This is a genomic window from Sphingomonas sp. DC1600-2 (assembly GCF_049897605.1).
Classification (GTDB): domain Bacteria; phylum Pseudomonadota; class Alphaproteobacteria; order Sphingomonadales; family Sphingomonadaceae; genus Sphingomonas.
The window spans coordinates 49,798-70,853 of sequence record NZ_JAFCWO010000007.1; the positions used below are offsets into that span (position 1 = coordinate 49,798).

Below are 21,056 nucleotides of genomic sequence, written 5' to 3' on the forward strand. Positions count from 1 at the left end.
CAGAGCGGCTTGCTATGAACCGATGGTAAAACGCACGGGTACGGCGGGTGCGAACAGCATCGGCAAGGGGGCACCGGCTTGTACCACAATTTGGTCGAGCGGGACGGCATCCGGCGGGGCATCTGCGGCAAAAACCTGGATCAGCCGACGCCCCGAGGTCGGCAGCAGCTCTTTCGGGATTGCGAGTGGCGTGCCACCCATTTCAACCAGCCATTGGGGGCGGCCATAGCGATACGCTCTGGCCGGATGGACCACCTGCAGGTCAACCGCACCAGCATAGCGCCCGAGAATGAGCGGGTTGTTGCCTTCCAAGAAGACGCTCGGTCGGTTCCCGATGCGCGCTGAGGCAGCGGCGTATGCAGTGCGTTCGCGAGGCGACAGATCGGTTAAGGTCGTCTGGTCAATGGTAAGGGGATCGATGCCGGTCAGCCGTTTCAGGCGGCTCGCCATCCAGTCGATCTTGCCGCTATGGGACTGAAGCGGGGCTTCCGCGACGTGACTATATCCCACGTAAACCAGCGTTTTCGCGGTCGGTTGAGCCGCAAGCACCGCTGCCAAATTCTCGGCTTGCGCTTTCTCTCGCGGAGCAATGCCACCCTCTTTCGGGCGCTGTTTGCTGGTTTCTTCATAGCCCACGGGGCGATACCCTAACGCCAAAGCCTCGCGCACAAAGCCCGCAAATACCGGGTCTCGCGTGTAATAACCGGTGCTGATCCGGACAAAACCGTCCTGCCTGAGTTTGTCGATCATCGAGGCGTGGCCGGGTTCAGCAGGCTCGCTATCAAACGTCTCTGCGGCCAGGGTCGAGTACCCAAGGGGTTTTAACGCACGTGCCACTTGCAAAGCAAAGGCACGGTCGCGCGGGCTATCATGGGCTTCATTCAAGATAACGATGCTGGTGTCGCGCGCGCGCCGGACGATCTCTTCAATCGCATCGTGTGGAGTGGCCGCCGCCACGCGCGTCGCCCAACTGGGGTCGGGGGGCGAGCCAGGCTCTGCACGGGCCAGCACGGCTGGGTCGAGTTCATTGGTGAGCATTGGGCTGATCTGTTCCCACATCTGGAAGGCGAAGTCGTCACGGACTTTGCCGTCAGGGCCGAAGGCTGCGGCGGCCAAGGCGTCACTGGCCTCGAGGTAGCGCCCCTTAGCCAAAGCGGTATCTGCCACATCGGCAGCGGGCGATTGCGGTGGACTCTGCGCGCCGAGGAGCAATGGGGACAAGGCTATAAAAACGAACCGCTTTCCTACCATTATCCGCTCCCAACCTCGGCGATCGAGACTGACGATGTTGCGAGACCAGTCAAGAGAGTGCGCGAATATCGTGGCGGCAAGGCTCAACCGAAGCCATAAATCTTCACGGTGTCGGGTAGGGGCAAAGCCGCCGCATCGGGGTGGTCCAGATGTGCCACGATCGTTTCCAGGATTGAAGCAATCATCGCGCCATCAGGGTGATGGTCGGCCCCCTGGATCACCACGCTGAAACCAGTGCGTTTGGCGGCGTGTGCGGCCTTGTGGAGTTCTTGCCCCATCGCAGCTGGGATGGTCTGATCGGCGAGGCCGTGGATCAGGAAATAGGGCTCGTCCAGCGTCGGCACCGTGGCAAGATTGTCGTAGCGGTCGCTGACGAACGCGCGCCCGATCTTCGGTACCATCGCGGTCAGGCTGGTGAAGGTGCCAATCGTCACCAGCGCATCCAGCTTTTGCCGTGACGCCAGCCCGAAGGCCACGCCGCCGCCAAGGCTGTGGCCAACGACGATCAGCCGCCTGCCCCCTGCCCGCCGCCGTGCCTCGGCATAAAAGGCGTCGGCATCGCGCGCGAGCCCGGGCTCGTCGGCGCGACCTGGGTTGCCCGAATAGCCGCGATATTCCGCCGCTACGACGCCATAGCCCTTGGCGATGGCGGGCACGAACCAGTCGAGCGTGCTCATCGCGCTGGAGCCATTGCCGTGGAACACCAGCAGCGTCGGTTTGCCCGGCGCGGCGGCGACCGCAGCTCCGGTGATCGACAGCGCGTCGCTAGTTTGGACCGTGACGCGCTCGGCCCCTGCAGGGAGGACTGCGGTCGCGATTGGTGCGGTTGGCGCGGGATAAATACGGTCGTGGATCGACTGGCTCAGCACCGGGGTTGCCCCGGCAAGAAGCAGGACCGTTAAAACAAGTGCCGCGAAGGCCTTTTGCGCCGACCCGATCCGCCACATTCGCTACCCCCCCCGCATCCGTTCTCGACCTACGTGTCATGTTTGCACGATACACCGCGATTCGCTATGGTCGGCTGCCGACTATTCCGGGGGGAAATATGTCCGACGTCACCATGACCACCGCCGCCGAACCCGATGGCGCGCCGCGCATCGCGGTGCTCGATATTCTGCGCGGGGTGGCGATCCTCGGCATCCTGTTCATGAACATCAACGACATGGGGCAGTCGATTTACGCGTCGTTCGACGATATCCGGCATCTCGGCTGGTCGCAGACCGACCGGATCGCCTGGTGGCTGCGCGAAGTGTTCGCCAATGGCACCGCCCGCTGCATGCTGGAAATGCTGTTCGGCGCGGGGATGGTGATCCTGACCGATCGCGTGGCCGACAAGGCCAGCGGCTGGGTGGTGATGCGGCGCTATTATGTACGCAATCTCATCCTGTTCGCATTCGGGCTGGTGCATGTCTTCATCCTGTTGTGGCCCGGGGACATTCTCCACACCTATGGGCTGGCCGCGCTGGTCGCGTTCCTGTTCCGGCGGTTGCGCCCGCAATGGCTGATCATGATCGGCCTGACGCTGGCGTTGTTCCAATTGGGGGGCGGGGGGTATTTCGGCTATTACCTGACGCTGCAGACGCGCGCGCAAGTGGCGGCGATCGAGGCCAAGGTGGCCGCCGGAACCAAGCCGACCGCGGAAGAACGCAAGGTCCTGAAGGACAAGGCCGAGCGGGACAAAAAGCGCGCCGAGGCCCGCGCCAAATCGCACAACGACATCGCCGCCGAAGACAAAGCGCGCAAGGGCACTTTCATCACCTGGGCGCACGCACAATGGGGCTCCTTCCTCGATATCGAGTCGCAGTTCCTCGAGATATTGTTCGTATGGGAAGCGGCGAGCGTCATGCTGATCGGTGCCGCGCTTTATAAGCTCGGCATCCTGCAGGGGCGGCGCTCGCGGCGCTTTTACGTCTGGACCGCACTGATCGCTTATGCCGTCGGCATCACGCTGCGGGTCATCGGCGCGTCCGAACAGATGGAATTCGGCAATGGTCCCTATACCTTCTGGGCGAGCTATGAGTTTGCGCGGCAGGCGATGACGCTGGGCCATGTCGCGCTGATCAACCTGCTCGTCAGCAGCGCCGTCGGGGCGCGGCTGTTGCGCCCGTTCGTCGCGGCCGGGCGGACGGCGCTGTCGATCTATATCGCGCAGACGCTGATCTGCCTGTGGGTGCTGTACCCGCCATTCATGCTCGGCCTGTACGGCAAGATGACATGGGGACCGCTGATGGTAACGGCCTTCCTCATCAATGCGGCGTTGCTGATCGGCGCCAATGTGTGGGTGCGGCATTTCGACATTGCGCCGGTCGAATGGGCGTGGCGTTCGCTGGTGGAGCGCCGCGTGCTGCCATGGCGCAAGCGGGCGCGGGTGGGGCCGCAGGTGGAGGGAAGCCCGGCGCTCGCTTGAGCGAGGCGGATCGCGTCGTGGCCAGCAGGGCATGCCGGACTGCGTCCACCACGCCCTGCCGCTTTCGGATCAGGTCGTCGAGATCGTGCCGATCAAGCCGACCACGCCACCGCGCGCGTCATTCACGGTCGAGGTAAAGCGATACCCGCCCTCGGCGAAATCGACCCGCACCTTGCGCGTATCGTACATCTCGCGGAACAGCGTTTCGAGATTGGGTTTCTGGCCGGTCATCAAGCGCATGTTGGTGCCGTTATCGTTGACATACGGCACGGCGTAGAGATGCGCGGCGGAGAAAGGGCTGTTCAGCGATGTGAACAGCATTACCCCCTCGCTGCCGCGCAGGCCGAAATTGCGATCGGCGAAATAGATCCCGCCGAACACGACATTGTCGGGATCGTTCGGTTCGAAGAAGAAGCGTTGGCGGATCTGCACGATTGGTGAATCGAGATCGCCGCTGGCGTGATCCTGCATGAAATTCTCCATGTGCCCGTGCGCGACATAGAGGTTCCCACCCGTGCCGCCCTCGACTCCGGCGCGCCAATTGGTGACGACGAGATCTTCCGCCGTGTCGTTGAACACCAGCGCCAGCACCTTTTTGGGGTTTTCGAGGAACAGATAGAGCAGGAATGCGACCAGCACGATCACGATGATGGTGATCGCGGTCTTCATGCCCAGCGTGGTGATGCCGGTGCGCAGCGCGTTGAGGAAGGTCGCCCCGCCGCGCCAGGCGGTCCAGGTCAATTTGGCCATCGCCACGCCGATGCTGAACAGGCTGCTCGCGCCGATTTCGATGGCGAGCTGGCCCGGCGTCTTGGCGTTTTGCATCGCTTCGAGCCGTTTGGACAGACCGTACACATAATCGGTCACTTCCTGCCCGCGATAGCCGCGGACAATTTCGAAATTATGCTGGGTCAGGCTGATATTGGGTTCGATCTCGGTGGGCTCTTCGGCCAAAGCGGCGGTGATCAGCGTGTTGTCGTCATGCGACGCGAGCTCGATGCCCTCGGCACGGTGATACTCATCGATTCCCGCGAGCGTCGCCTCCAACAGTTTTGCGATCATCTTGCGACGGCGTTGCTCGACGGTGAGTGCTTCGTTGCCGGCGATTCCGGCCAGGTCGATGCCCAGTCGCGCCTTGAAACCGTCCATGATTTCAAGCGCGGCATCGCGCGGGGACAAGCTGCGTGTTTCCAAAGGCATTGCTATTCTCCTGAAAAGGGGAAAGTCGAGGTGTCTCTCGTTTTGTTGCAGCGCGCGTTGCCAGGTCAGCTTAGCGGGCGACGCGCAAAGTGCAGGCCGAAGTTGATCCGTAACGACGGCAAGGCGGGGTTCGGCGCGGGTCGACGCATCCGCAGCCGAGCAAATTCTCGTTGCAATCCGGACGCGATGCCGCACCGCGCGCTTGCCCTCTTTACGCGGTCCCCGCGCACCGCGATAAGCGCCGACGCCGCCTGCGTTCGTCGGGCGAGGAACCATGCGGGATTGGAGATGCAGGATGCGGGCGAGTTGGGCTTTTGCGGGCGTGATGCTCGCCTGTGCGGCGGTGCCCGTGATGGCGGCTGACGCGCCGACCAAGCTGACGCTGTCGCGCGTGTTCGGCAGCCCCGATCTGTCGGGCGTGCAACCGCGCGGCGTGCGCCTGTCGCCGGACGGGACGCTGCTCACCTCGCTGCGCCCGCGCGCCGATGAGAAGGAACGTTTCGACCTTTGGGCGCTCGATACGCGCACCGGTGAGGAGCGGATGCTGGTCGATTCAAAGAAGGTCGGCAGTGGCGCGGAATTGTCCGAGGCCGAAAAGATGCAGCGCGAGCGCGCCCGCATCGCCGGGTCAAAGGGGATCGTCGCCTATGATTGGGCTCCCGACGGTAAGACGATCCTCGTGCCGCTCGATGGCGACCTGTATCTGGCGACACTCGACGGCACGACGCGGCGGCTGACCAATTCGCCCGACGGCGCGCTGAACCCCGCCATCAGCCCCAAGGGCGGGTTCGTCAGCTTCGTGCGCGGGCAGAATTTGTTCGTTCAGTCGCTTGGCGGTGGCGAAGCGCGCCAGGTCAGCCAGGACGGTGCGGGCACGGTGCATTGGGGCGAGGCCGAGTTCGTCGCGCAGGAAGAAATGGATCGCCGGACCGGCTATTGGTGGTCGCCGCAGGACACGTACATCGCGGTCGAGCGTTTTGATGAGGCTCCCGTCGGCATTGTTACCCGCGCGGCGATCGGGGCGACCGGCACGAAGGTCTATGAGCAACGCTATCCCGCCGCAGGCACGCCCAATGTCGCGGTCGCACTGTATGTGATGAAGGCCGATGGCACCGGCAAGGTGAAGGTCGATCTTGGCCAGAATCCCGACATCTATCTCGCCCGCGTCGACTGGACGCCCGATGGCAAGACGCTGCTGGTGCAGCGCGAAAGCCGCGACCAAAAGACGCTCGACATGCTCACGGTCGACCCGGAAACGGGCAAAAGCAGCATCCTGTTCACCGAGAAAGCGGGCGCGCGGAGTTGGCTGAACCTTACCGAAGCCTATCGTCCGTTGAAGGATGGCAGCTTGATCTGGCGCTCGGAGCGGACCGGCTATGGCCACCTCTACCGCTTCGCCAAGGGCAAGTGGACCGCGCTGACCAAGGGCGATTGGGTCGTCCAGCAGCTGATCGGCGTTGACGAAGCCAAAGGTCGGCTGTTCTTCACCGGCAACAAGGATGGCGTGCTGGAGCAGCATGTCTATTCGGTCGATATAGCGCATCCGGGCGTCGTCACGCGGCTGACCGAGACGGGCTGGTGGAATGGTGCAAGCATGGATCATGCCGCGACGCGGATGATCGTGGGGCGCTCCAACCCGACCCAGCCGACGCAGGTCTATCTGGCCGATGCGAGCGGCAAGCGGCTGTCGTGGATCAACGAAAATGCGCTGAAGCCGGGGCATCCTTATTACCCCTATCTGGCGAGCCATCAGCAAACCACCTTCGGCACGATCAAGGCCGAGGACGGCACTGATCTTTATTATGAGATGATCACGCCGCCGCTGGAGCCGGGCAAGAAGTATCCGGTGTTCTTCCAGCATTATGGCGGTCCGGGCACCGGCCAGCAGGTGACGCGCGCCTGGGGTGGGGCGTTGCCGCAATATCTGGTGCAGCACGGCTACATCTTCTTCCAGATCGACAATCGCGGGTCGTATAATCGCGGCAAGGCGTTCGAGGACCATATCTACCGCGCGATGGGCACGGTCGAAGTGGCGGACCAATTGGCGGGCGCGAAATTCATCAAGAGCCAGCCGTTCGTCGATCCCGACAAGGTGGCGATCTATGGCTGGTCCTATGGCGGCTATATGACGTTGAAAATGCTGGAGGCGAACCAGGGCGTCTATGCAGCGGGCGTTTCGGGCGCGCCGGTGACACAGTGGAACCTGTACGACACGCATTATACCGAGCGCTATATGGGCTCGCCGGTCAGTGACGCCAAAGCCTATGCCGCCTCGGGTGCGCTCGAGAATGCCCCCAAGATCAAGGATCCGCTGCTGCTGATCCACGGCATGGCGGATGACAATGTGGTGTTCACCAACTCGACCGCGCTCGCCGCGCGGATGCAGGCGACCGACACACCGTTCGAGATGATGTTCTACCCCGGCTACACCCACCGCGTCGGCGGGCCGGGGATCAGCGAGCATCTGTGGGGGACGATTTTGACGTTCCTCGACCGGAACGTGAAGGACAAACGCTAGGGTTCGGTCATCCGCAATACGCTTTCCGTCACCCCGGCCTCGTGCCGGGGTCCACCGGGCGGCTAAAGCGAGGCGTGAGGAATGAGATCACGGTAGACCCCGGGACAAGCCCGGGGTGACGGGTAGTTTAGTGCCGTCTTGCCGCCGCCCTCTAGCCCCAGCCGTGTCGCTGCCATAAAGCGCGGCGTCATGCGCTTCCTCACCACCTTCCATCTGTGGCCGTTCCTGGACACGGTTGTCAGTTACCTTGCGGCGTTCCTGCTCGGCACGCTGATCGGGGCCGAGCGGCAATATCGCCAGCGCACTGCCGGCCTGCGCACCAACGCGCTGGTCGCGCTGGGCTCGGCGGCGTTTGTCGACCTTGGGCAGCGGCTTGGCGGCGATGTCGAGTCGATCCGGATCATCGCCTATGTCGTGTCGGGGATCGGTTTCCTCGGCGCGGGCGTGATCATGAAGGAGGGGATGAACGTCCGCGGGCTCAACACTGCGGCGACCTTGTGGTGCTCGGCGGCGGTGGGCGCGATTGCGGGGAGCGATCTGATCGCCGAGGCGGTGCTGCTGACCGGCTTCGTCATCCTCGCCAACACGATGCTGCGCCCGCTGGTCGATGCGATCAACCGCATCCCGATCGAGGGGCGCAGCGTCGAGGCGACCTACACGGTGACGATCACCACCGACGCTGAGGAAGCCGGGCCGATGGGCGATTTGCTGACCGAGCATTTGGAAGCGGCGCAGCTCCCGGTGGCCGAGCTTGATGTGGTCGCGCGCGGTGAAGATCGCGTGGAGATTGTAGCCAAGCTGGTGCGTACCAATATTGCAGGCAGCGAGCTCGACGCGCTTACCGATCATCTCGCTACCGTGCATGGAATTTCCCATGCGACGTGGCAAGCGCGCACGCACGATTAGCAAAGCGATTGGACGTCCGCGCGTAATGTCGCTACGGGCGCGGTCCGAATTGGAGGATTACATGGGTTACAGGATCGTGGTCGCGGGCGCGACGGGCAATGTCGGGCGCGAGATGCTCAATATTCTGGCGGAGCGCGAATTCCCGCTGGCGGACATTGCGGTGGTGGCATCGTCGCGCAGCCAGGGTGACGAGGTCGATTTCGGCGAGACCGGGCGCAAGCTCAAGGTGCAGAATATCGACAATTTCGATCCCACCGGCTGGGACATGGCGCTGTTCGCGATCGGGTCGGACGCGACCAAGATCCACGCGCCGCGCTTTGCCGCTGCCGGCTGCACGGTGATCGACAATTCGTCGCTCTACCGCATGGACCCGGATGTGCCGCTGATCGTGCCGGAAGTGAACCCCGATGCGATCGCTGGCTATACCAAGCGCAACATCATCGCCAACCCGAACTGCTCGACCGCGCAGATGGTGGTGGCGCTGAAGCCGCTGCATGATTTCGCCAAGATCAAGCGCGTCGTCGTCGCGACCTATCAGTCGGTATCGGGCGCGGGCAAGGCGGGGATGGACGAGCTGTTCGAGCAATCGCGCAACATCTTCGTCGGCGATTCGGCGGAAGCGAAGAAGTTCACCAAGCAGATCGCCTTCAACGTGATCCCGCACATCGACAGCTTCCTCGACGACGGGTCGACCAAGGAAGAGTGGAAGATGGTGGTCGAGACCAAGAAGATCCTCGACACCAAGATCAAGGTCACCGCCACTTGCGTGCGCGTGCCGGTGTTCGTGGGTCATTCGGAAGCGATCAACATCGAGTTCGAGAATGAAATCTCGGCCGATCAGGCGCAGAAGATCCTGCGCGAGGCACCCGGCGTGATGCTCGTCGACAAGCGCGAGGACGGCGGATACGTGACGCCGGTCGAATGCGTCGGCGAATATGCGACCTTCATCAGCCGCGTGCGCGAGGATTCGACAGTGGAGAACGGCCTGTCCTTGTGGTGCGTGTCGGACAATCTCCGCAAGGGCGCGGCGCTGAACGCGGTGCAGATCGCCGAGTTGCTGGGGCGGCGGTATTTGAAGAAGGCGGATTGAGCGGCTGCTGACCGCCTGTTAGCCTCCGGTCGAACGCGGTCATTAGCCGATGAGGCATGGCCGCGTAGACTGGGAGGTTGGGATGACCGAAACCGTCACCGGCGGCTGCCAATGTGGTCGGATCCGCTACAGCGTCGCGATCGACAATGACGATACGTATCTGTGCCATTGCCGGATGTGCCAGCGCGCGACCGGCGGCGTGTCGATTGCCTTTAAGGGCGTCAAGATCGCCAATGTCACTTGGGAGCGCGAACCCGATCGCTATCAAAGCTCGCCAATCGCGCAGCGCGGTTTTTGCGCTGCGTGCGGCACGCCTCTGACCTTCGAATTTCTCGAACCCGGCGAGACTATGGACCTCACTGTCGGCAGTTTTGACGATCCCTATCGCTTCCGGCCGACGCATCATTTCTCGCTCGAGACTTGGCATGAGGCGTGGCTCGACACTAAGGACCTGCCGACGACGCGGGTGGCGGATAATCCGTCGGCGGTCGAGCGCTGGATGAAAGCTATTGGCAAACTCCCCGACTGAACCGCAGTTCTTCGACAGCTTCGATGGCACCCGCCTGGCGTGGCGCGAGATCGGGGAGGGACGCCCTGTCGTCCTGATCCACGGCTATTTCTCCAACGCGACGATCAACTGGATCAAATATGGCCATGCCGCGTGGATTGCCGAGGCGGGTTTCCGCGTCATCATGCCTGATCTGCGCGCGCACGGCGACAGCGCCAAGCCGCACGATGCCGCCGCCTATCCGCCCGACGTGCTGATGCGCGACGGCTTTGCGCTGATCGCGCATCTCGGCCTCACCGATTATGATCTCGCCGGCTATTCGCTCGGCGGCCGCACCACGATGCGGATGCTCGCCAATGGCGCGACGCCACGTCGCGCGGTCATCTCGGGCATGGGGTTGCAGGGCATTGTCGATACCGCCGGGCGCGGCAGCTATTTCCACAACGTGCTGACCAACCTCGGCAGCTTCGCGCGTGGCAGCAGCGAATGGCTGACCGAGGCGTTCCTGAAGACGACCGGGGGCGATCCGGTCGCGCTGCTGCACATTCTCGACACCTTCGTCGACACGCCGCGCGATGCGCTCGACCATATCACCACGCCGACGCTGATCCTGACCGGCGAGGACGATGGCGACAACGGCTCGGCGCAGGACCTCGCGGCGGCGCTGCCCGATGCGCGCTATCAGGCTGTCCCCGGCAACCATATGAGCGCAGTGCTCAAACCCGAATTGGGCATGGCGATTGCAGCGTTTCTAGCGGCTTGACCCCACGCGCGGTGGCGCACAGGTTGCGCCATCGTTGAACACGGGGACTCACATGATCCGCACTGGAATTTCGTCGCTCGCCCTTATTCTGTCGCTGGCGGCGGCACCGGCTTTCGCCAGCCCGGCACCCGCGCTCGCTGCCGCTGCAGCAGCGCCGACGGCTGCCGACGCGGACGCCTTCGTCGCGCGCGCCGAGAAGGAACTGGCCGAATTCTCCACCCCGGCGCAGCAAGCCGCGTGGATCAACGCGACCTACATTACCGACGACACCGACGCGATCGCCGCGAAGTTCGGCGCGGAGGGGACCGAGATGCAAGTCCGCCTTGCGCTTGAGGCCGCGAAATATGCGGGCGTGCCCGGCCTGTCGTTCGATACCAAACGCAAGATCGATCTGCTGCGCAACGGCCTGACGCTGCCCGCGCCGACCACGCCGGGTGCCGCATCCGAGCTGTCGACGATCGTCACCAAGCTCGGCTCCGATTACGGCAAGGGCAAGGGCACGCTTGACGGCAAGCCGATCAACGGCAGCGACATCGAGGCGGCGATGGGCACGGTGCGCGATCCTGCCAAGTCGAAGGAGATGTGGGTCAGCTGGCACGACGCGGTCGGCGCGCCGATGCGCAAGGATTTCGCGCGCGAAGTGGTGATCGCCAACCAAGGCGCCAAGGGCCTCGGCTATGCCGATGTCGGTGCGCTGTGGCGCTCGGGCTATGACATGACCCCGGCGCAGTTTGAGGCCACCACCGATACGCTGTGGAAGCAGGTCGAGCCGCTCTATAAGGCGCTCCACACCTATGTCCGCTGGAAGCTGAACGCCCAATATGGCGATGCGGTGCAGCCCAAGACAGGGCCGATCCGCGCCGATCTGCTGGGCAATATGTGGGCGCAGGAATGGGGCAACATCTATGATGTGGTAGCCCCGGCGGGCGCGGGCGATGTCGGCTATGATGTCGGCGATCTGCTCAAGGCCAAGGGCTATGACCCGATCAAGATGTTCAAGACCGGCGAGGGCTTCTACTCCTCGCTCGGGTTCAAGCCGCTGCCCGACACCTTCTGGGCGCGCTCGCAAATCGTGAAGCCGGCCGATCGCGAAGTCGTCTGCCATGCCTCGGCCTGGGACATTGACAGCAAGGATGACGTGCGCATCAAGATGTGCACCAAGGTCAATGGCGATGATTTCGTCACGATCCATCACGAGATGGGCCATAACTATTACCAGCGCGCCTATAAAAATCAGCCCTTCCTCTACGAGAATGGCGCGAATGACGGCTTCCACGAAGCGATCGGCGATTTCGTCGCTTTGTCGATCACGCCCGATTATCTGGTGAAGATCGGCCTGCTCGATCCAGCCAAGGTGCCAAGCCCCGACAAGGATATCGGCCTGCTGCTCAAGCAGGCGATGGACAAGGTTGCCTTCCTGCCGTTCGGCCTGCTGGTCGACAAATGGCGCTGGGGCGTCTTTTCGGGCGCGACGCCCCAGGGGCAGTATGAGAAGAGCTGGAACGACCTGCGGCTGAAATATCAGGGGATCGTCCCCCCCGTCGCGCGCGACGAGACGCGCTTCGATCCCGGCGCGAAATACCATGTCGCGGCAAGCGTGCCGTATGCGCGCTACTTCCTCGCGCGGCTCTACCAGTTCCAATTCTACCAGGCGGCGTGCAAGCAATCGGGCTGGACCGGGCCGCTGCACCGCTGCTCGTTCTACGGCAACAAAGAGGTCGGCGCGAAGCTGAACGCCATGCTGGAAATGGGGCAGTCGAAGCCGTGGCCCGAGGCACTGGCCGTGTTTACGGGCACCCGCGAGATTTCGGGCCAGGCGATGGTCGATTATTTCGCACCGCTAAAGGCGTGGCTGGATAAGCAGAATGAGGGCAAGCCGCAGGGGTGGTGATGCTTGGGGGGAAGGTCGGTCTGCCTTCCCCCAAACTTCTGGTTCCGCCGGGCGCGAGGCCAAGCGATAGGTCGCCTCAGTTGGGGATCGTCCCTTCATCGGCGATGCCCGCTTGGAAGGAAGCGCTGGAATCGCTGCCATCGGCCTGATGTGCATGTTCGCCGGGGTTCAGCGCTTCGGTCTTGGGCGTGCTGCTGCGCAGGGTGAAGAGCGCTGCCGCTGCCGCGCCCACTGCCGCCACGCCGCCGATGATCGCGGCCAGGCCCCAGCGGTTGCGGGTCGGCGTCGCAGCGGTCTTCGTCGCCGGAGCCTTTTTCGCGGTTGCCTTGCGCGGTGCCGCGGCTTTGCGGGGCGTCGCGGGCTTGCGCGGGGTCGCGGGTTTGGTTGCGGTGTCGGTCGGTTTTTTCGGCGGCGTGGCCATGAGCGGCTCCCTTGTTCGTTGATCAGGCGTAACGCGCGAGGTGGCGGGTGTTTCCCCGCCCTCCTTCAAGCGTTTAGCGGAACGGCGGTTCGTTGAAGGCGCGCAGCTTGCGGCTGTGCAATTTCTTGCCCTCGCGGCGCAGTTCCTCACACGCCTCGATGCCGATCCGCATATGCTCGCTGATCGCGCGTTCGTAGAAGCGGTTGGCCTGACCCGGCAGCTTCAATTCGCCGTGCAGCGGTTTGTCCGACACGCACAGCAACGTGCCGTACGGCACGCGGAAGCGATAGCCCTGCGCTGCGATCGTCGCCGATTCCATGTCGATGCCGACCGCGCGGCTGAGCGAGAAGCGCAGCGCCGAGCGCGAATATTGCAACTCCCAGTTGCGGTCGTCGGTGGTGACGATCGTGCCGGTGCGCAGGCGGCGCTTCAGTTCGTCGCCCGACTGGCCCGAAATCGTCTCGGCCGCGCGCGCGAGCGCGAGTTGCACCTCGGCAATCGCGGGCACGGGGATTGCCGGGGGCAGCACATCGTCAAGCACGTGATCGTCGCGCAAATAGGCGTGGGCGAGGACATAGTCGCCGATCCGCTGGCTCGGGCGCAGGCCGCCGCAATGGCCGATCATCAGCCACGCCTCGGGCCGCAGCACCGCCAGATGATCGCAAATCGTCTTGGCGTTGGCGGGGCCGACGCCGATATTGACCAGCGTGATGCCGGTGCCGTCTTCTGCCATCAAATGATAGGCCGGCATCTGGTGCCGCCGCCATGCGCTCGTATCGGCCAGCATCGCCTCGACATCGTCGCCCGCGCGCATCAGCACGCCGCCGGCACCGGAAACGCCGGTGTAGCGGCTTGGCTTGCCGTCTTCACCGGGCTCCAGTTGCGCGCACGCCCAGCGGACGAACTCGTCAACGTAGCGGTGGTAATTGGTGAACAGCACATAGCGCTGAACATGTTCGGGCGGCGTACCGGTGTAGTGCCGTAACCGTGCGAGCGAGAAATCCGTGCGCAAACCATCGAACAGCGCCAGCGGGCGCGCGCCGTCGGTGACGGTATACAGCCCGTCGGCGATCTCGTCCCCAATATGGGCCAGGTCGGTCGCTGGAAAATGACGCGCCAGTTCCAGCGCTGAGACCTGGTCCAGGCTCAGGGCATGGCCGGGATCGATCACATAGGGGAAGGGGATTTCCTGGCGGCCTTCGACCGCTTCGACCGTGACGTCATAATCTTCGATCAGCAGCGTCAATTGCTCGGTCAGATAATCGGCGAAAATCGCTGGCTTGGTGACGCTGATCGCATAATCACCCTCGGTTACAAGCCGCCCAAACGAACGCCGCGGGGTCGGCCGATCGCTCCCTCCGCGATAGTGCAGCCGAATCTCGGGGTAGGCGAAACTCCCGTCTGTGCGCGTATGCGGCGCAGGCGGGGTTCCAGTGGTGAGATAGGTGGTCAGCGCCGCCTGCAGGCGATCGACCGAAGCGCGATAAAGCCGGTCGAGTTCAGCGACGATGGCGGCGGCGGGGCTGGAAGCGTGCGTCATGGATAGCCGCTACGCCGCTATCGTTACGCGCGCAAGACCAAGGGGCGTATTGCGGATACGCCCCTTGGGGCGATCAAGCCTTTTTCGGCGTGGTCGCGGTCGCGTCATCCTTCGACAGGATCTTGCTGGCACCGAAGGCGGCACCGGCCACAGCGGCTGCTGCTCCGGCCGCAATGCCGACGGCGGCGAGCGGGTGCTCCTTCACCGCCTCGACGGTCGCCTCGAACGCATCGTTCAGCGCGCCCTTGGCTTGCTCGAACAAGCCCTCGGCCTGCTCGATGATCGTGTCGTTAGCCGGGGGAGTGGTCGAATCGCGGGTCGTATCGGTCATGGCTTGGCCCTTTCCTGGAACGTCCTCTTGCAACCGATCGGCAGCACGGCGGGTTCCACGCTTTCCGACGCCAATCGCAATAATCGTTCGGCCCGGCGTAAGCCGGGCCGATAGCATCAGATCTCGCTCAGCAGATGTTCGGCCGAGGACACTTCAAAGGCACCCGGCGCTTCGACGTTAAGCTGTTCCACCACGCCGTCATTGACCAGCATCGAATACCGCTGGCTGCGCTCGCCCATGCCGAACTTCGAACCGTCGAAGGTCAGGCCGACCGCCTTGGCGAAGTCGGCATTGCCGTCGGCGAGCATGGTGATGGCGTCGGCATTGCTTGCCTTGCCCCATGCGCCCATCACAAAGGCGTCGTTGACCGAGGTGAAGGCGATCTCGTCCACGCCCTTGGCCTTGATCTCGTCGGCCTTGTCGACAAAACCAGGCAAATGCCGAGCGGAACAGGTCGGCGTAAAAGCACCCGGAACCGCGACCAGCGCGACCTTGCGGCCCTTGAAGAACTCGTCCGAGCTGACCTGATTGGGGCCTTCGGCCGTCACTTTGGTGAGGGTGATGGTGGGGATGCGGTCGCCGACGCTGATCGTCATGGGAATCTCTCCTGATGGGGCCGCCCGACTAATAGGTGCGGCGCGGCGTACCTCGTGCAAGCGCGCGGGAATTTCAAGCGTGGCGAGCAAGGGCGTCCGCGGTTATGCTGTACGCGATGGACTCCGCCCGCAACCTCACTGGCCAATTCCTGCTCGCCATGCCGGGTATTGGTGACCCGCGCTTCGATCGGGCGGTGATTGCGATGTGCGCGCATGATTCCGACGGCGCTCTGGGAATCGGGATCGGTGCGACGATCGCGGGCATTGGCTTGCACACGGTGCTTGAGCAGTTGGATATCGACCTTGGCGTCGCGCCCGATGTTCCCGTGCATTTCGGCGGGCCGGTCGAACCCCGGCGCGGTTTCGTGCTTCACGCCCTCGACTGGGGCGGCCAGGATACGATCGAGGTCGTCGGGCATGCGGGGGCGCTGTGGGCGTTGTCGGGAACGACCGACGTGCTGAAGGCGATTGCGGCTGGCCGCGGCCCGTCGCGCTGGCTGGTCGCGCTGGGTTATGCGGGATGGGGCGAGGGGCAACTCGACGGCGAGTTGACGCGACACGGTTGGCTGAACGTGCCGGGCGATCTCGATTTGCTGTATGGCTGCAATGCCGAGAGTCGATGGGAAGCGGGGTTTGCCAGCGCCGGAATCGATTCGCGGCTCCTGGCGAACGAGACAGGCTGGGCCTGAAACGCCACTGAAATCGCCGCTGGAAGGCGTCTGCGCGGTCGAATCGCTGCTATGATAGGAGAAATGGCAACGTCATCACGGCCAGACACCGTCTCACATAACATATAAAGACATCTTTATATTTGATTTGGAGCCTGACCCGCGTTACGGGCCGCGTCATCAACCAAACCGGAGATTCCTGCGTGGCCACCGTTCTTGACCGTCCGACCGACTATGTCGTCGCCGACATCACCCTTGCCGATTTCGGCCGCAAGGAGATCAACATCGCAGAAACCGAAATGCCTGGCCTGATGGCGCTGCGCGAGGAATTCGGTGCGTCGCAGCCGCTGAAGGGCGCGCGCATCACCGGTTCGCTGCACATGACGATCCAGACCGCCGTGTTGATCGAGACGCTGACCGCGCTAGGCGCGCAGGTGCGGTGGGCGACCTGCAATATCTTCTCGACCCAGGACCATGCCGCTGCCGCCATTGCCGCGACGGGCGTTCCCGTGTTCGCGATCAAGGGCGAGAGCCTGGCCGGTTATTGGGATTATGTCGGCGACATCTTTAACTGGGGTGCCGGCACCGATGGCACCACCGCCAACATCATTCTGGATGACGGCGGCGACGCGACCATGTTCGCACTCTGGGGCGCGAAGCTCGAAGCCGGTCATACGCTCGGCGAGCCCGAGAATGACGAGGAAGTCGAATTCCAGCGCGCGCTGAAGGCGTTCGTCGCCAAATATCCGGGTTACCTGACCGAGACCGTCAAGAACCTGAAGGGCGTTTCGGAAGAGACCACCACCGGCGTCCACCGCCTGTACGAGATTGCGAAGAAGGGCGAGCTGCCCTTCCCGGCGATCAACGTCAACGACTCGGTGACAAAGTCGAAGTTCGACAACCTTTATGGCTGCAAGGAATCGCTGGTCGACGCGATCCGTCGCGCCACCGACGTGATGCTCGCCGGCAAGGTTGCTGCGGTCGCCGGTTTCGGCGACGTCGGCAAGGGCTCGGCGCAGTCGCTCCGCAATGGCGGTGCGCGCGTGATGGTCACCGAAATCGATCCGATCTGCGCGCTGCAGGCGGCGATGGAGGGCTTCGAAGTCGTGACGATGGAAGAGGCGGTGACCCGCGCCGACATCTTCGTCACCGCAACCGGTAACGCCGACGTGATCACCGCCGATCACATGAAGGCGATGAAGCCGATGTCGATCGTGTGCAACATCGGCCACTTCGACAGCGAAATTCAGATCGCCGCGCTGTCGAACTATGAGTGGAACGAAGTGAAGCCGGGCACCGATCTGGTGACCTTTCCCGACGGCAAGCAGATCATCGTCTTGGCCAAGGGCCGCCTGGTGAACCTGGGTTGCGCGACGGGCCACCCGTCGTTCGTGATGTCGGCCAGCTTCACCAACCAGACGCTCGCGCAGATCGAGCTGTGGACCAAGGGCGAGAACTACAAGAACGAAGTGTACGTCCTGCCGAAGCACCTCGACGAAAAGGTGGCTGCGCTCCACTTGGACAAGCTGGGTGTGAAGCTTTCGAAGCTGACCCCGAAGCAGGCCGGTTACATCGGCGTGCCGGTCGAGGGACCGTTCAAGCCAGATCATTATCGCTACTGATATCGACCACGCTGCGCGAGATCTTCGCGCTCGCAAACCTGGCCGCTTCGGACCAAAAGGCCCGAAGCGGCTTTTTTGATGCAAAATTGCTACACAACTGCAACATTCAGTCGCAATTCAGAAACACTCGCTTGCAACAGGGGCGCGTTTCCAATCTCTTGGGCCCGTCAGGTGCATTGCACCATGTCCAATTTGGGGGCTCAAATGAAATCGCCATATACCGCGCGAGCGATGCTCGTTCTTTCCGCATCCGTGTCGGCGTTGACCGTCGGGACATCGGCTTTCGCTCAAGCTGCTCCGCCTGTGGACGCGCAAAGCGGCAAACCTGCAGTTTCCGCAGCGGAACCGGACACGGAAAAAGCCCCGACCGGGGACATCGTCGTTACCGGGTCGCGCATCGCGCGGCCGAATCTGTCGTCGCCCAACCCCGTTACCAGCATTCAGGGCGAGGAATTCTTCCATAGCGGTTCGGTTTCGATCGGCGATCAGCTCAACCAGTTGCCGCAGCTTGCATCGACCTTCAGCCAGTCGAATTCGACGCGCTTTCTGGGCACCGCCGGCCTTAACCTGATCGACTTGCGCAACCTTGGAACGCAGCGCACCCTCGTGCTCGTCAACGGCCGGCGCCATGTGGCAGGCGACATTTTGAACTCGGGTACGTCGGTCGACACCAACACTATCCCGACCGATCTGATCGATCGCGTTGATATTGTGACCGGCGGCGAGTCGGCGATTTATGGTTCCGACGCAATCGCGGGTGTGGTCAACTTTGTTCTGAAGGACCACTTCCAGGGTCTGGAGGCGCGCGCCCAGAGCGGCATCAGCACCTATGGCGACGGTTCGGCGCAATTCGCGAGCGTGCTTGCGGGCAAGAACTTCAGCGAGGGACGCGGCAACATCGCGGTCAACGCCGAATATGCGCATCAAAGCCAGTATTTCGGCAGCGGCCGCGATTATCTGAACCAGCAAAGCGCCTTCATCCAGGTTAACCCAAACGGCAGCGCGGGCAATCCGGAATACCGCTACTTCAACGACGTACGCAGTGCATCCTATAGCGAAACCGGCGTTATCCGGTTTGGCGGCAACGCGGCGCTCAATGCCGGCACGGCACCAAATGGCCAGCGTTATTACGTTCCGTATCAGTTCACTCCGGACGGCAACCTCGTTCCACTAACCGGGCAACGCGTCGGTTATGGCCCGAACGGATCTTTCATCGGCGGCAACGGCAGCAACTTTCGCAGTGGCGATGAATTCCAAATCCAGCCGCGACTGGACCGGGTCAATGTGAGCCTTGTCGGCCATTACGATATCTCGTCGGCGCTGGTGCCTTTTGTCGAGGCAACGTGGTCGCATACAACGGTCTTCGGATCGGGTTCGAGCGGTCCGGCCTTTATCAATGGCACGGCACTTGGCGGTGATCCGCGCGAGTCGTTCCGGTTGGATAACCCGTATCTGACTGCGCAAGCGCGCGGCGTGATCACCGCCAATTTGTTGGCGGCCAATCCTAATGCTGTGATCACCGATGCTACAACGTTCCGGGTTCGTGAAATTCTCGAAGGGCTCGGCAATCGTTCGGAGCTGTCGCACCGCGACACCTATCGGATCGTCGCTGGTCTCAAGGGCGATTTCAACGGCAATTGGCATTATGAACTTGCGGCTAACTATGGAGAATTCCGCGAGAAAACGGAAGTTCTCGGCAACCTCAATATTCAGCGCTTCTTGCTCGCGAATGATGCGGTAAAGAATGGCAGCGGCCAAATCGTGTGCCGCTCGCAAGTCGATCCAAATGCTGCATATGGCTATGACGGCGTCATCAGCCCCGTAAATCAGGCCAAGATCCTGGCTAACGACATCTCGTCCTGCGTTCCGATCAATGTGTTTGGCGGAAAATTTACCGACGCGCAGAAGAACTATCTGCTTCAGAACACGACCTCGATCGGAAAAATTACCCAGCTGGACATCAGCGGCTTCGTTTCCGGCGATTCGCAACAGCTGTTTTCGCTACCGGGCGGTCCAATCGGTTTCTCGCTTGGTGGGGAATACCGTCGTGAGACAAACCAATATCAGCAAGACGTGCTGGTTTCCGCGGGATATACCTTCTATAACTCCATCCCTGATTTCATCGCTCCGGCCTTGGAAGTTAAGGAAGCCTATGGCGAGTTGCGGATCCCACTCCTGAAAGATATTCCGTTGATCCGTGAATTGACGGTCACGGGTGCCGGGCGGCTTTCGAACTACAATAATAAGACGGGCACCGTTTATTCTTATAACGGCTCCGTTATCTGGCGGCCTGTTAACGATCTGACTCTGCGAGCCAGCTACGCCCGCGCAGTTCGTGCTCCGAACCTGGGTGAATTGTACACCCCGGCCGGCACGAATTTCGCAACGGTGAAGGATCCCTGCTCGTCCGATCAGCTCAGCCAGGGTCCTAACCCGGCCAACCGCAAGGCCAATTGCGCGGCTGCCGGCATTCCTGCTGGATATTTCTTCCAATATTCAAACTCGCTGCAGTATCTCAGCGGCGGCAACCCGAACCTGAAGGCCGAGACGTCTGACTCCTACACCTTTGGCGGTGTGTTCCAGCCGCATTGGGTGCCCGGCCTGGCGATCACGGTCGACTATTACAATATCAAGGTGAACCAGGCGATCTCGTCGGTCGATGCGCAGACCATTATCAATCAGTGCTACGATCTTGCCAGCTTGAACAACCAGTTCTGTGGTCTTTTCCAGCGAGCAGGCGCTGCTGGCGGCAAGTCGGAAGTACCGTATCAGATTTTGGAAGGCTCGCTCCTGTCCGCAGGTGTCAACTACGCCGCGCTGCAGGCACGCGGTATCGACGCCGAGATCAGCTACACGCACCAGATCGGGAATTACGGGAAACTGTCTGTCCATGGGAATTACACCCATGTCATTCAGCGTGACGACTTCACCGATCCGACCGATCCCACCTATATCACGCGCTATCGTGGAAATCTGGGAACGCCGATCGACCGGTTCCGGATCGCCAGCGAATTCAAAAGCGGTCCGGTTACGTTCGGCTACACGGTACGCTGGTATGGTCCGCAATATGTTGGCGATTACACCAACTACAATCCTTTGAACGGCAATCCGGCACTGCATCCTTATTACGCGGACTACCAAAAATATCCGGCAGTCGCGTATCATGATCTTCGTGTCGCTATGGACGTTGGTACGAAATACAACATGTACCTCGGCGTGACCAACCTTGCCGACAAGCACCCGCCGCTCGACCTGACTGGCCTGGGCGGTGGTAGCGGCCAATATGACGTGATGGGACGCTTCCTGTATGCAGGTGTCGTCGCCAAATTCTGACACGGCTTTAA

The 21,056-nt window shown here is 62.3% G+C and carries 17 protein-coding genes; 10 read left to right on the forward strand and 7 right to left on the reverse strand.

Annotation, left to right across the window (positions count from 1 at the left end):
* Positions 1-12: 12 nt before the first annotated feature.
* Positions 13-1,338, reverse strand: a complete 1,326-nt coding sequence (locus ACP7BL_RS13430) for a hypothetical protein (RefSeq protein WP_426258570.1) — start codon at positions 1,336-1,338, stop codon at positions 13-15.
* The gene (locus ACP7BL_RS13435; protein ID WP_426258571.1) at positions 1,335-2,198 is read right to left on the reverse strand and encodes an alpha/beta hydrolase; all 864 of its coding nucleotides are present in this window, start codon (positions 2,196-2,198) and stop codon (positions 1,335-1,337) included. The genes ACP7BL_RS13430 and ACP7BL_RS13435 overlap by 4 nt, the downstream gene beginning before the upstream one ends.
* 98 nt (positions 2,199-2,296) lie before the next feature.
* Here ACP7BL_RS13435 and ACP7BL_RS13440 point away from each other — a divergent pair, with 98 nt between their 5' ends.
* Entirely contained in the window at positions 2,297-3,658 is a 1,362-nt protein-coding gene (locus tag ACP7BL_RS13440) for a DUF418 domain-containing protein (RefSeq protein WP_341204700.1), read from the forward strand.
* 69 nt (positions 3,659-3,727) lie between these two features.
* Here the strand turns inward: ACP7BL_RS13440 and ACP7BL_RS13445 are convergent, their stop codons facing one another.
* Positions 3,728-4,858, reverse strand: coding sequence for a hypothetical protein (locus ACP7BL_RS13445; protein ID WP_221885160.1), 1,131 nt, complete (start codon positions 4,856-4,858; stop codon positions 3,728-3,730).
* A gap of 295 nt (positions 4,859-5,153) precedes the next feature.
* On the opposite strand from ACP7BL_RS13445, the gene ACP7BL_RS13450 reads away from it, so the two are divergent.
* The 6 genes from ACP7BL_RS13450 to ACP7BL_RS13475 all read left to right on the forward strand — a co-directional run bounded on the left by ACP7BL_RS13450 (position 5,154) and on the right by ACP7BL_RS13475 (position 12,534).
* The gene (locus ACP7BL_RS13450; protein WP_426258572.1) at positions 5,154-7,376 is read left to right on the forward strand and encodes a S9 family peptidase; all 2,223 of its coding nucleotides are present in this window, start codon (positions 5,154-5,156) and stop codon (positions 7,374-7,376) included.
* 189 nt (positions 7,377-7,565) lie between these two features.
* Positions 7,566-8,282 carry an MgtC/SapB family protein gene (locus ACP7BL_RS13455; RefSeq protein WP_426258573.1) on the forward strand — a complete coding sequence of 239 codons (717 nt, stop codon included), beginning with the start codon at positions 7,566-7,568 and terminating at the stop codon, positions 8,280-8,282.
* A gap of 61 nt (positions 8,283-8,343) precedes the next feature.
* On the forward strand, positions 8,344-9,372 hold the full coding sequence (locus ACP7BL_RS13460; RefSeq protein WP_010402873.1) for an aspartate-semialdehyde dehydrogenase: 1,029 nt from the start codon (positions 8,344-8,346) through the stop codon (positions 9,370-9,372).
* An 82-nt stretch (positions 9,373-9,454) separates the two neighbouring features.
* Positions 9,455-9,901: a GFA family protein gene (locus ACP7BL_RS13465; RefSeq protein WP_426258574.1), complete on the forward strand. Its 447-nt coding sequence runs from the start codon at positions 9,455-9,457 to the stop codon at positions 9,899-9,901.
* Positions 9,882-10,643: an alpha/beta fold hydrolase gene (locus ACP7BL_RS13470; protein WP_426258575.1), complete on the forward strand. Its 762-nt coding sequence runs from the start codon at positions 9,882-9,884 to the stop codon at positions 10,641-10,643. The genes ACP7BL_RS13465 and ACP7BL_RS13470 overlap by 20 nt, the downstream gene beginning before the upstream one ends.
* Before the next feature lie 52 nt (positions 10,644-10,695).
* Positions 10,696-12,534 carry a M2 family metallopeptidase gene (locus ACP7BL_RS13475; RefSeq protein ID WP_426258576.1) on the forward strand — a complete coding sequence of 613 codons (1,839 nt, stop codon included), beginning with the start codon at positions 10,696-10,698 and terminating at the stop codon, positions 12,532-12,534.
* A 76-nt stretch (positions 12,535-12,610) separates the two neighbouring features.
* On the opposite strand, the gene ACP7BL_RS13480 is transcribed toward ACP7BL_RS13475, so the two are convergent.
* The 4 genes from ACP7BL_RS13480 to ACP7BL_RS13495 form a co-directional block, all read right to left on the reverse strand.
* Positions 12,611-12,955 carry a hypothetical protein gene (locus tag ACP7BL_RS13480; RefSeq protein ID WP_033963821.1) on the reverse strand — a complete coding sequence of 115 codons (345 nt, stop codon included), beginning with the start codon at positions 12,953-12,955 and terminating at the stop codon, positions 12,611-12,613.
* A gap of 73 nt (positions 12,956-13,028) precedes the next feature.
* Entirely contained in the window at positions 13,029-14,495 is a 1,467-nt protein-coding gene (locus ACP7BL_RS13485) for an AMP nucleosidase (RefSeq protein WP_426258577.1), read from the reverse strand.
* Between the two features lie 73 nt (positions 14,496-14,568).
* A complete protein-coding gene (locus ACP7BL_RS13490) occupies positions 14,569-14,826 on the reverse strand; it encodes a hypothetical protein (RefSeq protein ID WP_126846322.1) in 258 nt (85 codons plus the stop codon).
* 116 nt (positions 14,827-14,942) lie between these two features.
* Positions 14,943-15,422, reverse strand: coding sequence for a peroxiredoxin (locus ACP7BL_RS13495; protein WP_426258578.1), 480 nt, complete (start codon positions 15,420-15,422; stop codon positions 14,943-14,945).
* A gap of 116 nt (positions 15,423-15,538) precedes the next feature.
* On the opposite strand from ACP7BL_RS13495, the gene ACP7BL_RS13500 reads away from it, so the two are divergent.
* The 3 genes from ACP7BL_RS13500 to ACP7BL_RS13510 all read left to right on the forward strand — a co-directional run bounded on the left by ACP7BL_RS13500 (position 15,539) and on the right by ACP7BL_RS13510 (position 21,045).
* Positions 15,539-16,111 (forward strand): YqgE/AlgH family protein, encoded by a 573-nt coding sequence (locus ACP7BL_RS13500; protein WP_341204734.1) that lies wholly within the window; start codon positions 15,539-15,541, stop codon positions 16,109-16,111.
* Positions 16,112-16,293: 182 nt separating this feature from the next.
* Complete coding sequence (ahcY, locus tag ACP7BL_RS13505; protein WP_426258579.1) at positions 16,294-17,712, forward strand: adenosylhomocysteinase; 1,419 nt, start codon at positions 16,294-16,296, stop codon at positions 17,710-17,712.
* Positions 17,713-17,916: 204 nt separating this feature from the next.
* Positions 17,917-21,045, forward strand: a complete 3,129-nt coding sequence (locus ACP7BL_RS13510; protein ID WP_426258580.1) for a TonB-dependent receptor domain-containing protein — start codon at positions 17,917-17,919, stop codon at positions 21,043-21,045.
* Positions 21,046-21,056 lie beyond the last annotated feature (11 nt).

Bases quoted from the DNA above. Each gene is read 5' to 3' on its own strand.
- ACP7BL_RS13495 (WP_426258578.1), bottom strand. From the start codon at position 15,422: ATGACGATCAGCGTCGGCGACCGCATCCCCACCATCACCCTCACCAAA.
- ACP7BL_RS13445 (WP_221885160.1), bottom strand. From the start codon at position 4,858: ATGCCTTTGGAAACACGCAGCTTGTCCCCGCGCGATGCCGCGCTTGAA.
- ACP7BL_RS13475 (WP_426258576.1), top strand. From the start codon at position 10,696: ATGATCCGCACTGGAATTTCGTCGCTCGCCCTTATTCTGTCGCTGGCG.
- ACP7BL_RS13450 (WP_426258572.1), top strand. From the start codon at position 5,154: ATGCGGGCGAGTTGGGCTTTTGCGGGCGTGATGCTCGCCTGTGCGGCG.
- ACP7BL_RS13510 (WP_426258580.1), top strand. From the start codon at position 17,917: ATGAAATCGCCATATACCGCGCGAGCGATGCTCGTTCTTTCCGCATCC.
- ACP7BL_RS13500 (WP_341204734.1), top strand. From the start codon at position 15,539: ATGGACTCCGCCCGCAACCTCACTGGCCAATTCCTGCTCGCCATGCCG.
- ACP7BL_RS13480 (WP_033963821.1), bottom strand. From the start codon at position 12,955: ATGGCCACGCCGCCGAAAAAACCGACCGACACCGCAACCAAACCCGCG.
- ACP7BL_RS13465 (WP_426258574.1), top strand. From the start codon at position 9,455: ATGACCGAAACCGTCACCGGCGGCTGCCAATGTGGTCGGATCCGCTAC.
- ACP7BL_RS13440 (WP_341204700.1), top strand. From the start codon at position 2,297: ATGTCCGACGTCACCATGACCACCGCCGCCGAACCCGATGGCGCGCCG.
- ACP7BL_RS13435 (WP_426258571.1), bottom strand. From the start codon at position 2,198: ATGTGGCGGATCGGGTCGGCGCAAAAGGCCTTCGCGGCACTTGTTTTA.
- ACP7BL_RS13490 (WP_126846322.1), bottom strand. From the start codon at position 14,826: ATGACCGATACGACCCGCGATTCGACCACTCCCCCGGCTAACGACACG.
- ACP7BL_RS13455 (WP_426258573.1), top strand. From the start codon at position 7,566: ATGCGCTTCCTCACCACCTTCCATCTGTGGCCGTTCCTGGACACGGTT.
- ACP7BL_RS13460 (WP_010402873.1), top strand. From the start codon at position 8,344: ATGGGTTACAGGATCGTGGTCGCGGGCGCGACGGGCAATGTCGGGCGC.
- ACP7BL_RS13485 (WP_426258577.1), bottom strand. From the start codon at position 14,495: ATGACGCACGCTTCCAGCCCCGCCGCCGCCATCGTCGCTGAACTCGAC.